General features: G+C 50.2%; 11 protein-coding genes. 2 read left to right on the top strand and 9 right to left on the bottom strand.

What is annotated here, in order from left to right; genetic code table 11:
• Window positions 1-40: 40 nt before the first annotated feature.
• Genes arsB through IEV97_RS11905 form a run of 4 tightly spaced genes read right to left on the bottom strand, consistent with a single transcriptional unit; the run spans window position 41 to window position 2,799 of the window.
• Window positions 41-1,126 carry an ACR3 family arsenite efflux transporter gene (gene arsB / locus IEV97_RS11920; protein WP_188501718.1) on the bottom strand — a complete coding sequence of 362 codons (1,086 nt, stop codon included), beginning with the start codon at window positions 1,124-1,126 and terminating at the stop codon, window positions 41-43.
• Between the two features lie 11 nt (window positions 1,127-1,137).
• Entirely contained in the window at window positions 1,138-1,914 is a 777-nt protein-coding gene (locus IEV97_RS11915) for a metallophosphoesterase family protein (protein WP_188501717.1), read from the bottom strand.
• A 45-nt stretch (window positions 1,915-1,959) separates the two neighbouring features.
• Window positions 1,960-2,427, bottom strand: a complete 468-nt coding sequence (locus tag IEV97_RS11910) for a DUF6428 family protein (protein WP_188501716.1) — start codon at window positions 2,425-2,427, stop codon at window positions 1,960-1,962.
• A 39-nt stretch (window positions 2,428-2,466) separates the two neighbouring features.
• Complete coding sequence (locus IEV97_RS11905) at window positions 2,467-2,799, bottom strand: ArsR/SmtB family transcription factor (RefSeq protein ID WP_188501715.1); 333 nt, start codon at window positions 2,797-2,799, stop codon at window positions 2,467-2,469.
• Between the two features lie 734 nt (window positions 2,800-3,533).
• On the opposite strand from IEV97_RS11905, the gene IEV97_RS11900 reads away from it, so the two are divergent.
• The gene (locus tag IEV97_RS11900) at window positions 3,534-3,677 is read left to right on the top strand and encodes a hypothetical protein (RefSeq protein ID WP_188501714.1); all 144 of its coding nucleotides are present in this window, start codon (window positions 3,534-3,536) and stop codon (window positions 3,675-3,677) included.
• 148 nt (window positions 3,678-3,825) lie between these two features.
• Here IEV97_RS11900 and IEV97_RS11895 read toward each other — a convergent pair whose 3' ends face one another.
• From IEV97_RS11895 to IEV97_RS11875, 5 genes are all read right to left on the bottom strand, one after another.
• Window positions 3,826-4,701, bottom strand: a complete 876-nt coding sequence (locus IEV97_RS11895) for an AraC family transcriptional regulator (RefSeq protein WP_188501713.1) — start codon at window positions 4,699-4,701, stop codon at window positions 3,826-3,828.
• Window positions 4,702-5,312: 611 nt separating this feature from the next.
• Window positions 5,313-6,308, bottom strand: a complete 996-nt coding sequence (locus IEV97_RS11890) for an efflux RND transporter periplasmic adaptor subunit (protein ID WP_229733916.1) — start codon at window positions 6,306-6,308, stop codon at window positions 5,313-5,315.
• A gap of 136 nt (window positions 6,309-6,444) precedes the next feature.
• Window positions 6,445-9,603 carry an efflux RND transporter permease subunit gene (locus tag IEV97_RS11885; protein ID WP_188501711.1) on the bottom strand — a complete coding sequence of 1,053 codons (3,159 nt, stop codon included), beginning with the start codon at window positions 9,601-9,603 and terminating at the stop codon, window positions 6,445-6,447.
• Window positions 9,604-9,605: 2 nt separating this feature from the next.
• Entirely contained in the window at window positions 9,606-11,000 is a 1,395-nt protein-coding gene (locus IEV97_RS11880; protein WP_188501710.1) for a TolC family protein, read from the bottom strand.
• A 208-nt stretch (window positions 11,001-11,208) separates the two neighbouring features.
• Window positions 11,209-11,598: an HYC_CC_PP family protein gene (locus tag IEV97_RS11875; RefSeq protein ID WP_188501709.1), complete on the bottom strand. Its 390-nt coding sequence runs from the start codon at window positions 11,596-11,598 to the stop codon at window positions 11,209-11,211.
• Between the two features lie 1,239 nt (window positions 11,599-12,837).
• On the opposite strand from IEV97_RS11875, the gene IEV97_RS11870 reads away from it, so the two are divergent.
• The gene (locus IEV97_RS11870) at window positions 12,838-13,272 is read left to right on the top strand and encodes an HYC_CC_PP family protein (protein WP_188501708.1); all 435 of its coding nucleotides are present in this window, start codon (window positions 12,838-12,840) and stop codon (window positions 13,270-13,272) included.
• Window positions 13,273-13,314: the final 42 nt, after the last annotated feature.

Below are 13,314 nucleotides of genomic sequence, written 5' to 3'. Positions count from 1 at the left end.
ACACCTGAACAGCCCCTGTATAAACGATTTCATGCAGTATCTATGAAGTGACAGGTTCCTTCTCCTTGCTGTACCATCTCCGTTTGAACCAGAAGGCAACGTTCACCAGCAGTATCAGCGCAGGCACCTCCACCAGCGGACCTATCACGCCAGCGAAGGCCTGCCCGGAGTTGATGCCGAACACACCGATGGCAACAGCAATGGCTAATTCAAAGTTATTGCCCGTGGCGGTGAAGGAGACGGCCGTGTTCTTGGAGTAGTCAGCGCCCAGCACCTTGCCGAGGATGAAGCTGACCACGAACATGATGGTGAAGTAGAGCACCAGCGGAATAGCGATTTTCACCACGTCAAACGGTATTTGCACGATTAGCTCCCCTTTCAGGCTAAACATCAGCATGATGGTGAACAGCAGCGCAATGAGCGTGATGGGCGAGATGAAAGGGATATACCTGTTGTTGAACCAGTCCAGTCCTTTCCACCTTATCAGCCCGTAGCGGCTCACTACACCAGCAAAGAACGGGATGCCCAGGTATAGCAGCACGCTCTCGGCTATCTGGCCGATGGTGATGTTAATCTCGGAACTGGCCACGCCAAAATAAGGCGGCAGCACCGAGATGAACAGGTAGGCATACACGCTGTAGAAGAAAATCTGGAAGACGCTGTTAAGCGCCACCAGCCCTGCGGCATACTCCCTATTGCCCTCCGCCAGCTCGTTCCAGACCATCACCATCGCAATACAGCGGGCAATGCCTATCAGTATCAGCCCTATCATGTACTCGGGTTGGTCATGAAAGAAGCCTATCGCCAGAAAGAACATCAGCAGCGGCCCGATGACCCAGTTGAGCAGCAGTGACATCGTCAGCACCTTCACATTCTTGAACACCTCCCCCATCTTCTCGTAGCGCACCTTCGCCAGCGGTGGGTACATCATCAGGATAAGGCCGATGGCCAGCGGCACATTGGTCGTCCCGCTTGAAAAGGAATTAATGAACCCGGAGGACTCGGGCAGGAAGTAGCCGATGCCCACACCCAGAAACATGGCAAGGAATATCCACAGGGTCAGGTAGCGGTCCAGAAAACTCAGTTTCTTTCGATTGTGGGCAGGTGTACAATTGGTAGCACTCATAACTTTTACTTTTAACAGCCTTTTCTTAGATTCTCAGCGTAGGCATTGGGCAGGATGCAGTCCTCAATGGCTCGGGCTGCTTTCTCGTATTCATATTTGAAGCGGATAAACTCCACTTCCACGCTGCCCTTGTCCAGCACGGAAGAGTTGTCGTTAATGGTGAGCATCACGTAGCCGCCCCGGTTGTCGCCATCCTTGGGCTTGCCCACCGAGCCGATGTTGATGGCGTGGCGGTAGTGGGGCTGGCCATCCTCACCTGAGTCCAGTATGCGGTGGTAGGGCTTGTGGGTATGCCCGAAGCACAGAATGTCGGCATCAGCGTCCTTCATGATGCGCAGCAGGCTCTTTTCGTCTCGGTCTTCAAACAGGTACTCGTTTATCTTCCTGGGGCTGCCATGCACCAGCAGCAGGCTGAGCTTGTCTTTGTTCAACTGGTACTCCACCCTGATGTGCGCAGGAAGCGTCCGCAGGTACTGGCGTTGCTCGGGCTTGATGATGTCGTTGGTAAAGGAGATGGAGACAGCACCGTTGGCTTTTTCCTCGTCCGTTTTGTAGGCGCAGCCGCAGTCATTACTCGCCCTGCCGATGCCGAAGTCGTAGTTGCCTGCAATGGTGGGGATGTTGCGCTTTCGGATTTCGTCTATCACCTCGTTTGCCCAGATGTTGTAGCCCACCAGGTCACCGAGGCAGTAGATAAAATCTGGCTTCCTGCTGTCTACATCGGCAAAGAACGCCTCCAAGGCAGGCAGGTTGGCGTGGATGTCACTGAAGAGTGCTATCTTACTCATCGTCTATTGTGGTTTGGGTAGATGGTATAAGGGCGTGGTGGCTACTTAGCAGCAGCCTCCTCCTGGGGTGCAGGCGTTGCCCGACTGCATCTCTCTGAGGTTGATTCTGAGTTTCTCTTTCGGGATACCACACTTGTCTGGGGCGAGGCAGTTGGTCGTCTTTGAAAGCAGCACGAAGTTCTTCCCGTTATAACCAAGGTCGTACTTACCGATGGTTTCCCCTTGGTACTCCACCTCGATGTCCAGGTCCTCCATGCCCAAGGCTTTCTCTGATAGGGCGATGATGTTGAGCAGTTTCTGTGGCTTCAATCGGTGGTCAAAGTCGTTGGCATCCCATAGCTGGAAGTTTGCCACTTTCTCGGTGCGCACCGTTCCACCGCAATCAATGAAATGCTTGGTCACCACGCCTACCTCGGTTACGTGGAAATGTTCTGGCACTTTCGTGCCGTTTTCCAACTCGAAGTCCACCGCTTCGGCTGTTTGCAGGATATGCTTTACTTCTGACAGTTTCATGCTATTGTATGTTTAACTATTAATCGTGTGTCCTCTTGTTTAGCAACAGGCAGTGTTCTGGCTTCTGACGCCATCCAGCAGGGCAGCAAAGTAGCCGTTCAGGTACTCGAATGCTCTTTCGTCCAGGCAGTAGCAGATTGCGTTGCCCTCCACCGTGCCTTTGATGATGCCAGCGTTCTTGAGTTCTTTCAGGTGCTGCGACACTGTTGCCTGCGCCAGCGGCAGTTCGCTCACGATGTCACCGCACACGCAGGATTTGGCTTTGAGCAGGTGTTCGATGATGGCAACTCTCGCTGGATGCCCCAACGCCTTGAGCAGGAGGGCAGTCTTGTTTTGCGCCTCCGTGTAGTTTTCAGTTTTCGTCAATCCCATAATTTCTAATCGTTTTATTGCAATATTACGATTAATATAAAAAAGATACAAATAGTTTATGCTATGCTTTAATTATGTCTTCTTTTTAGGTGATAAAGAAAGGCAGATGAATCGAACAAAAGCATTTAAGTAAGACTTGCCTACTTCCTTACCCGTTCGATACTGACAGAAATATGAGGATTGTAAACCCGGATGAAGCTGACAGCCGTCTTATGTACATGTGGTCGCTTTTAGCAGGCTGCAAGCATGTGCCAAATCTTCAGCATCTACTGTGTATTCCTATTATTGGTATACATCTAAAGCAGCCACCGCCTCGTAATTACGGTACACGTGCAGGCTTTGGTCATGACAATGGTGTCCAAACACAGCCTGGGGCACATTTTCATAACCGGTTCGCTCATGTGCCCATCAAAGCAAACCCGGCTCGCCCTGACGGCACTGTAACACGATTTGATACTTGCCGGCATCTATTAACTGACTTTCTTCACAACTTTTCAATTGTACAATAACAGGCTCTACTGGCAGGGCTGCAAGACCAGATTTCGACTATCATTGCCTTGTTTACTCACCTGAGCAAGTTAACAGGCTTAGAGGGGGGTACACAAACAAAGGATTATTCTACGCTGTCCTTTTTGAAGTCAGCACAAATTATCTGTTTTAAACAGTAATTACAAAAGAGTTAGTATTTAGGCTTTTGGCCCCAAAATGAAAGGTGAGACGGTTTTGGCAGGCAGGTGCTGGCAGGCAACAGCAAGCTGCTGCGGAAGTTCAACATCGCCTATGACCAAAGCCTGGAGGGTATCGTGGAAACGATCGTGCTGACAGCCGTTGACGCCCAGTACACAGGCTATATTACCATTGCCGACCAAATCAAATGAAAAAATGGGTACGTCCTGTGTGTCTTTACAGGTTTGTCAGTCTTCCTTAAAAAAATGCTGGTTACCTGGTCTACATAAAGCCTTTAAAGTCGCCGAAGGAAACTTTTTAGTAAAAGACCACAGGTAATAAATCTAGCTCAAGTGCTGTTTAGCTGTGCTTTTCCCTGAACTCCTCAGGCGTAATCCCTCCATACTTTTTAAAGAACTTCGTAAAGTATGAATTGTCATTAAACCCGAGTTGGAAGGCTACCTCAGAGATGGTAAGATCAAAATCGATCAGCCGCCGCTTTGCCTCCAGCAGCACCCTCTCCCTTATCACTTCACCTGCGGGTTTACCCAGAATGTCTTTACTTAAGGCGTTCAAGTGGTTAGGAGTAATGTAAAGCAAAGTCGCATAGTCTCTGGGAAGCCTGAGGCGGTGAAAATGTTGCTCCACCAGGTTCTGAAAATTCCGAATAAGGATCACTTTGGAGCCGGTCACCTTCTGTTCTGGCCTACTGCCCAGATGCTTGTTTATAGTAAGGAAAATCCGCAGCAGCAGAACCCGTATCATGTCCCTGTTGACACGGTGCTTTAGCTGTGCTTCCTCTATAATTGACTCAAACACAGCGGTGATTTCCTGCCGGAGATTTTCAGGCAGAGTAATAATGGACCCATCCACTATACCTGCTAGGAAAGAAAACTGTTTGAGGTACTCCGGCGAAAGTAAAAAAGAGTGGAAAAAACTACTGGAGAAGTTTATAATATAGCCATCATTATCTCCCGTAAGGTCCCAGGAATGCACCTGCCCTGGCACCATAAAATACATTTGTGAGGGCGAAACCGTGCATTTTACAAAGTCTATCTCGTAGGTTCCCTCTCCCTTCGTAAAGAGCACCAGGTGATAGAAGGAATGGCGATGAGGGAATTTTAAATTTGGATGGGTTACAAGGTAATGGCTTAGCCTGCTTACTATAATTTCCTCCTCCCCAAGCCTATCCGATGATAGTGAGCCAATATCATAAATTGGTATAGCTGCAGACATAAGCATATTCAACACCGAACAATGATCTAATAGATTACCATCCAGCTTCTCTGTTTATTAATGAATCATAGGAGCTTTTAAAGCATTGGCTGAAAAAGGTCAGCCCTCTCCCGGCATTTGGCTCATTATTACCTGCAAGGAAGAATTTCACACACTCTCAAGTCTCTCTGTATCAATAAAATTGCATCACAAAGATAAGGCTCTGTTCTGCCTTATGTGCGGGACAAAAAGTCCAATTCACTGGACTTCTGTGCTCTCCGACCACAAATTCTACCATCCGAGAGATGGTAACACCTGACAAAGGCAAAAATCACAAGCATTGCCCGCTTGACACTATAGCCTGATAATCTTCTATGAATGAGAAAACGAGGATAGGATAAAACCTGAGTCATGCAAACCCGGAATCAGTAACAACTACCATTACCATCCTTTGGCCTGATTGAGTACCTTAATAGGTTACACAAGAGCTCTAAGAAATTGTCCGTACTCGAGGATCAAAAATATAGGGCTCCCAAAAGGAGCCCCATATCAACACAAACTAAACATTAACCAATATTCAAAAGAGTCACCGAACAGAAAAGCTGGGCACTTTGATGCTATCCCTTGACTTCCTAGTTCATCACAACAGCTCCTTCTTCTATCTGCGGGGTGGCTTTGCTGATCAGCCTATCCCCAGTTTTCAATTCGCCGAATACTTCAACTTTCCCATCGAATTTCCGGCCTCTTCGCACAGGCAATCTGGTCACTTTGCCTGACACCACCTTCAGCACGTAAATGCCTTCATCAGAGTCAACGAGTGCCATTTCAGGAACAACAAATGTACTATCCTTGAGTGAAAGCAGAATCTTTACATCCGCTATCATTCTTGGCAGCAATGCCCTGTCCGGGTTTGGGATATCCAGTTCTATACGCTCTGAGCGCAGCTTGGCATCTAGGGCTCCCGCCTGACGTTTGATCACGCCGCTATAGGAGGCTTGTGGTTGCGACCTGACAGTAAAGCTTACCGGATTTGTAGTATTAAGGTATGGCAGATGGGCTTCGGGGACAGAGACAATGAGCCGGAGATTCTTTTGCTCCTGCAGGGTAACCAAGGGCAGTGCAGACCCCTTACCAGATGGCCCCACGTAAGCGCCAACATCCACATGGCGGGCAGTGATGATGCCATTGAACGGCGCACGCAGTTCCAAATATCCCGCCATTACCTTCACCTCCTCCAGCGAAGCTTTGGCAGCTTCCAGCTGTGCCAGGTCCGAATTTTTCCGGGCAGTAATCTGATCGAGTGCGTCCTGGGCAACGGCGCCCTCCGTTTTACTTGCCTCCGCTACCCGGTCATAGCTTGCCTTCGTGGCGATATAGGTGGCCTCTAAAGATTTTATTTTGGATCTGGCAGCGACTAGCTGGGAGCTGATCTCGGGTGCTTCCAGTATCATCAGTACTTCTCCCGCTTTCACTTCAGAGCCTATGTCTACCTTCAGCACCTTTACAAAGCTGTTCACCTTCGCATAGATATCTACCTCCTGGTTGGCAACAAGTTCTCCCGGCACCGACAGGGTAGTAGTCAATTTGTCTTTTGTCAGCGCGAAGGTTTCCATCTTGGGAGCCATCATAGGTTCCTCTGATTTATGCTCTGATACTTCTGCGGGCGTGCAGCTGCTGATCAACAGCAGCAAGGAAGTGCTATAGAACGCAAGGGATGAAATAAACCGTATATTTTTCATTTTCTTAAAATCTGTGAGTTAGATACTAAACCGTTTGAAGCACATACTGCTTGCTCTCTTCATCCTCCGGGTCCAGCGACACGGAATCTGTTGAAGAGTTCCCCTGCACCCAGGCAAAAACCAATGGGAGGAAGATCAGCACCGCAAAAGTGGAAGCGACAAGCCCCCCGATAACCGCTCTGCCCAGCGGAGCTATCAGGTCACCGCCTTCGCCATGCCCGATGGCAATCGGCAGCATACCGGCCACCATGGCCAGGCTCGTCATGATGATGGGCCTTAACCGGAGGAAAGCGGCTTCCTTCGCTGCTGCCAGGGCGTCTCCGCCGTTCGCCTTGCGAAGCTCTTCCGCATTGCTCACCAGCAGCAGGGCATTCGCCAGGGAAACCCCAATGGACATAATGATCCCCATGTAGGACTGCAGGTTGAGCGTAGAGCCTGTCAGCAGCAGAAGCCCCAGCGCCCCGAATAGCACGGTAGGCACACTCGTCAGGATAACCAAAGGCACTTTGAAGGACTGGAAGTTGGCCGCAAGCAGCAGGAACACGACCACAATCGCGACGAGCAAGCCGTTCTGCAGGCTGTTGGTCGTTTCCGTCAGGACGTTGGATGTCCCGATCAGGCTTACCGTCAGCCCCCTCGGCAGTTCCCCCAGCGACGCGATGGCCGCCTGCACGTCTTTAGTGGCCGTGCCCAGGTCCATTTTGTGTAGGTTGGCCGTCACCGTGATAAAGCCCATCGTGCCCAGGTTGGCACTCTCGCCATAGGTTGTGTCAGGCGTAATGGTAGCCACATCACTCAGAACAGGCCGCGAGGAATTTTTCAGCACCGGAATGTTCTCCAGGTCCTCCTTGCTATTCATCTTGTTGAGCGGCGTCTGCACCTGCACATCATAGGCGATGCCCATCATCCCGTTGTCAATCCACATGTTTTTGCTGGTATACCGCGACGATGCCGTTGAGGCGATGAGCGACCTGGAGATGTCGCGCACATCCACGCCAAGCTGCGCCGCCCGCTGTCGGTCAATCTCAATATTGAGCGTCGGGTACTTTTGTGACTGTGCGATCTGCTGGTCACGCAGGTAATCGATTTCGTTGAGTTTGGCGAGCAGCTTCTTGGCATACATGGCATTCTGCATCTTGTTCATACCCGAGAATCGAACCTCTATCGGTGTGGGCGATCCCTGGCTCAGCACTTTGTCAATCAGCTCAATCGGCTCAAAAGACAGCCTAACATCCGGCATGACCTCTTTTATTCGGCCGCGTATCTGATCCTTCACATCAGCTATATCGCCGTTGAAGTCCTTCAGCGCCACCTGCATAAGAGCCTCGTGCGGACCGGAGTTGTAGAGGTAAATCGGGCTCACAGCAAAGGTAGAGGGGTGCTGGCCGATGAACACGGACGAAATGGCAACCTTTTCTTTGCCAACGATTCCCTCTATCTCACGCAGCACCGTTTTAACTCTGTCTTCTGTCCGGTCAATGCGCGTACCATCTGGAGCGCGGAGTCGAATCTGGAACTGGCTCGAATTGACCGAAGGCAGTACATCGCTCCCTATATTGGCAAAAAACAACACGACTAAACCGGAGGCAATTACCAGGTAAGCCGCGACAATAGGTTTGCGGTGCGGCAGGATTCGGTTCAGGAAGTTCGTAAAGCCGTCTCGGAACCTCTCAAACCTGCCTGCTTTTGTAGCTTCTGCTTTATGTTGATGTCCTTTCATCAGCCAGTTGGCCATCACAGGCACAAAGGTCTGGGAGAGCAGGAACGAGATGATCATGGAGAAGCCAATTGCCAGGGCCAAGGGCTTAAACAGCGCACCCGGTATACCGGCCATCATGAACGCAGGCGCGAACACAGCGAGTATAACCAACAGGATCATCAGCTTCGGGAAGGCGATCTCCTTACAGGCATCCCAGATAGCCTGCGCTTTGGTTTTGCGCATGGCCAGGTGCCGGTGAATGTTTTCGATTGTCACCGTACTCTCGTCCACCAAAATACCAACCGCCAGTGCCAGCCCGCTCAACGACATGATGTTGATGGTCTGCCCGAAGAGTTTTAGAAACAGCACCCCCGAGATGATGGAGATTGGAATGGTCAGGACCACAATGAGGGCTGCCCGGCGGTCACCCAGGAACAGCAGCACCATCAGGCCCGTGAGCAAGGCTCCCAGCACCCCTTCCGTTATCAGGCTCTTCACCGCGTTGATCACATAAACCGACTGGTCAAACTCATAGGAGATTTTCACATCCTCGGGCAGGTTCTTCTGAATCTCAGGAAGCTTTTTCTTGAGGTTCTTCACCACCTCCCAGGTGGAGGCATCCCCGGATTTGGCGATGTTGATGTAAACCGACCGTTCCCCGTTGATAAGGGCGTAGCTCGTCGTGATATCGGCGCCGTCCTTGATGGTGGCCACATCCCGCAAGTATAGGTTCTCCACGCTGCCCTTAAACAACGGGATGTCGCCGAACTCTTCCAGTGTCTTGATGACATTGCTAGTGGGTATCAGGTAGTTGATGTCGCCGATGGTGGCGTTACCTGAGGGGGCTGTGATATTGTTGCTGCTGATCGCCTCCACGATCTGGTCAGGCGTCAGGTTATGGGCGCGGATCAGTTCGGGGTCGATGTTGATCTCTATCGTGCGCGGGCTTCCCCCGAATGGCGGCGCGGTTTGTATACCCGGAATGGAAATCAGAAACGGGCGGGCCGCAAAGTTGGCCACATCCTGCAGCTGGTTGTTGTTCTTGACAGGGCTGGTGAAGACCAGCTGCCCCACCGGCTGCGAAGAAGCATCGAATCGGATGATGAAGGGCGGCGGCGCACCCGGCGGCAGGAACACCTGCGACCTGTTGGAGAGGGCGTTTATCTCGGCAATGGCAGAGGCCATGTTCGTATCCTCATGAAAGGTGACTTTCATCAGGGTCAGGCCCTGCGAGTTCTTTGATTGGATGTCCTTGATACCGTTGGTGAACAGGAGCATGTTCACGTACATTTTTGTGAAGTAGGACTCCATCTGTTTGGGCGTATACCCATAAAAGGAATGGGCAATGTAAACCACGGGCATCTTCATTTCCGGCAGCAGGTCCACTTTTACATCGCGGGTAGCCTGCACCCCGAAGAAAAGCAGGCCCACCACCATCACCAGCACGGAGATGGGTTTACGTAAGGCGCTTCGTATTAAATTCATCGTTATTCAGATTTAACTTCGTCCATGAAAAGATTAAAATCACCGGTAGCGGCAGCTTTCAGCAAAAGAGACTGCCAGACATTGGCATAGGCAATCTCGTTTTCTGCCTCCGCCCGGCTGAGCGTGTAGAGGGATTGCGTCACGTCCACAATCGTTGTCAGGCCGTTCTTGTACAAGGCGGTATGCTGCCTGTAAGCGTCAGACGCGGCTTTCACCTGTACCGGTGCCTCCCGGTAACTTTCCAGGGCATTGGCTATCTTGGCATCGGCCAGCCTTGCCTGTGCCTCCAACTCCTGGTAAGCCACATCAAACTCATCCTTCAACGCTTGGGACCGCAGCTCTTGCGATTTGACCCGGGAGTTGAGGCGCGAGATGGAGGTCAGGTTCCAGTATAGCCCGATACCTGCCAGGTAGTTTCCCCGGCCAATGCCCACCCCGTCGAAATAGTTATTGGAAAAAGCAGTCTGGTCCTGCGGATAAATGGACTGAAACCCGGAGCCTCTCCCCTGTACGATCCCAAATAAGGAGAATGTCGGGTAAGCCATTTTGCGGTATAGATTTGCTTCGGCGTCGCTCCTGGCAATGCGGTTTAACTGCAGTTTTAGAGTGGGATGTGTGTTTTCGACGGGAGCTGCTTCCGTCGTTATAGCGGCAGGTATACGGGTAACAAACGTCGAATCCAGTATAAACTCGGCATAAGGCACGCCCATCAGCACAGCCAGGGTTTTGGACTTTTCCAGTTCCATATCCCGCGCTTTCAGCAGCTCAATCCGGGCATTGGAAACTTCCGCGTTGGCCAGGGAAGAATCGACGCCTGCAATCAACCCGCTCCTGGCCAACACAGCGGCAGTGGATTTAAATACCTGCGCCCGCTTGAGGTTCTCCGCTTTGGTATAGGCTATCCTTTGGGCTGTGAGTAGGTTGAGGTAAGCAGCAGCTACTTTCACCTGGTGCTCAAACTGCTCCTGCTCCAGCGCCTGCTGGCTCACAGCCGCTTCAGACTGTGCTACATTGATTGAGCTTTTTACCCGCCCGAAACTGAAGAAATCCCAGTTGACGTTTGCCAGGTATAGCGCGCCGAAGGCGGCGTTCCAATCCTGCTCGGGGAGCGGCAGCGCGGTGGAAGCAACGCCTAATCCGCCAAACCCATACAGGGGGCCATGCTGGCCATTTATTGTTCCGTAGCTTTGCTGGCCCGAAAGTCTGACATCGGGCAGGTAATCCTTTTTCCGTTCCTGAACGGTTGCCTCTGATGCTTGCTGATATTTTTCTCTGGCTTTTATGGAGCCATAGTTATTCAAGGCCCTATCGACTGCATCCTGCAGCGTCAGCGTTTGGGAAAACGCCGGAACGGACAGCAGGAGGCAGAGTAAGAGCGTCATACGTTCTACTCGCATTGGTTAAAAAAATAAGGTTGGATTTACTGCTTCAACCTGGCACACATGGGCATGAGAAGAGCAGTCGGTTAATGGCCATTAACGATAGGCGTTGTGCACAAACTAGAGCAAGTAAGGGCACAGGTTTTTAAGCTATGGTAGCTTTCAAAGTGTATCGGTAATGGCTAAGCCTGCTGGAACGAGGCTTGAGTCTAAAGAGGGGAATGATCTAAATTCTGAAAACGCAGTTTTTGATGTAGAGCGCAATCTTACCTGCCAGAGGTGGTCCGTTGCTTTTGGGATACTCTACTACTATCGATGATAAGGAAGAGGGAACATCCTGTGTTGGATACGATATAATAGCAGCCAGATAAACAGGCTTTGAAATACTTGTAACTAAATCGTCGTGCTGGCTGTCGCCCTTCAGCTGCTGCTGGGTATATTGGCAGCATTCTTTCTCAGGCTTACCAGTAGGGCAATCATTATCGCAACCACCTTCTTCATCCGACCATAGCTTCATATCCACCACCTGCCCCTTGCAGAACTGCAATTGGAAGGCCGCCCCGCTGGAAGCCGTGACGTAGAGGATACTAAACAATATGGTTAAAAAGCTATTCACAATTTATAGGGAAAGAACTCGACAATAGACTCCAATCAACCGTTCACAACTGTCATAAATCTCCAGGCTGAGCCTGGCATTGCCCATTCTTGGGACAAAGATAAGGCATATACCTGCAGCCACCATGGTGTAGTTTACTGTTTGTGTTGTAGTCTTTACCGGTGAGCTTTAAAACTTAAACCGTAGTGTTGTCTTTATAACATTCAAGAAGAAGCTACTGCATAAGTAGCTTCTTCTTGAATGTTAGCGTTACTTACAATCTCATGTTCATTACAGGAGTTGTCTCTAATACTTACGATCGCTGGCATTGTTTTTCTTTGGTCCACTTCTGGACTACAACACTAAAGAGCTTGTGCCTTAAAACCGGCCTCCTCTACCGTAACAATGATTTGACTGGCAGAGAGAATCTGTTTTCACGGTTAACACTTTATTATCCACGCTCCACTCGTTGTCTTTGAGCACAGGGGTTATTTTTGAAACACAGCCTCCGCAATTGATATTGGATTTAAACTGTAGCTGCTTCATCCTTTTGTATAGCTAGCTTTCTTACTTTATTTTTATCACTACAAAAACAGCACCTGCCTGAGGGTGGTCTGTTACACAATCCTTCTTATTTTTAACATATTTATCTTGCACCTCTATATTTTCTGCGCCTTTAGCTGCAAACTGTTGGTCATCACTGACGCAGACCTCAATATCATGGCTACTCCTACTACCATCGGATTTAGCAGGAAGCCTTGTAGCGGGTGAGTACCCCAGCCCTGATGGAAATGCCTATTAGATTGTGGATGAAGGCCCGGAACAGGTTCTGCCTGATCATCCGCACTGTATGCCTCCAAGAAAGATTCTGCACTCCGGAAAATTGTATCTTCGTCCTGCCCCGGCTGTTATAGAATTCAATCTGAGTGCTGCAGGTTTTACAGGATGGTTGTCAAGGGCTTGGTTTCAGTCGGAATGAGTTATCCCACAATTAAGCCAGAAGGATTCCATCTACCAACGTATCATAGAGATACAACACACAGTAGAGTACATAATCTTCAAGCAGAATTAAACAAAAAGGAGAAGCTAAGCATTTTTCTGTTTTTTGAAACCTCACACTGGTTCTTATTTAAATTGTGATCCGTTGGCACCATCATACGCCTGATGGGTTGTTTTGCAATGAATTTATAAAACATTCCGCTATTTATGTAACAAACTCTGCTACACATGTTTTATCTTTGCAAAAGTTTAAGTCACACTATGAAGCTGATCCGTCACCTGATCCTACTTATCCTGACCTTCGTGGTGCTTGTCTCTTCGACCGGCATCTCGGTGGGCATGCATTTGTGTGAAGGCGAATTACATGATCTTTCTTTCTTTGGCGCTGATGCCGATTGCCCGATGGAACAGCCGCAACAGAAACTGCCATCCTGCCACAACGAGCCTGCCCCAGGCAATGCTGCATCCGCCTGCTGCGATGACCACACGCTCCTCCTGGAGCAGGCTGATGCCGCCTCCGATTCCACCGCGCAGCTGCTTACCAAAAGTCCTGACCTGAGATTTGCAGCCGCTTTTAAAGTGGTTATACTTCAGCTATTTGCCCCTGAAGCAGAACAAGCCTCTGCCTACGCGCTGTATAAATCCCCCCCGATTGCCCGCGACATCCCGGTGCTGGTGCAATCATTCCTGCTATAACCTTTCAGGCTCCTGTGATGCCACGCTTTGGCTGGCGCAGCC

It is taken from the genome of Pontibacter amylolyticus (genome assembly GCF_014638845.1).
GTDB classification, from domain to species: Bacteria; Bacteroidota; Bacteroidia; order Cytophagales; family Hymenobacteraceae; genus Pontibacter; species Pontibacter amylolyticus.
The sequence above is the reverse complement of the archived record's forward strand: the minus strand, read 5'-3'. Positions and strand labels throughout refer to the sequence as shown.

Coding starts and splice junctions, on each gene's coding strand:
- IEV97_RS11910 (WP_188501716.1), bottom strand. CDS start 2,427: ATGAAACTGTCAGAAGTAAAGCATATCCTGCAAACAGCCGAAGCGGTG.
- arsB (WP_188501718.1), bottom strand. CDS start 1,126: ATGAGTGCTACCAATTGTACACCTGCCCACAATCGAAAGAAACTGAGT.
- IEV97_RS11870 (WP_188501708.1), top strand. CDS start 12,838: ATGAAGCTGATCCGTCACCTGATCCTACTTATCCTGACCTTCGTGGTG.
- IEV97_RS11905 (WP_188501715.1), bottom strand. CDS start 2,799: ATGGGATTGACGAAAACTGAAAACTACACGGAGGCGCAAAACAAGACT.
- IEV97_RS11890 (WP_229733916.1), bottom strand. CDS start 6,308: ATGATGGCTCCCAAGATGGAAACCTTCGCGCTGACAAAAGACAAATTG.
- IEV97_RS11895 (WP_188501713.1), bottom strand. CDS start 4,701: ATGTCTGCAGCTATACCAATTTATGATATTGGCTCACTATCATCGGAT.
- IEV97_RS11915 (WP_188501717.1), bottom strand. CDS start 1,914: ATGAGTAAGATAGCACTCTTCAGTGACATCCACGCCAACCTGCCTGCC.
- IEV97_RS11880 (WP_188501710.1), bottom strand. CDS start 11,000: ATGCGAGTAGAACGTATGACGCTCTTACTCTGCCTCCTGCTGTCCGTT.
- IEV97_RS11885 (WP_188501711.1), bottom strand. CDS start 9,603: ATGAATTTAATACGAAGCGCCTTACGTAAACCCATCTCCGTGCTGGTG.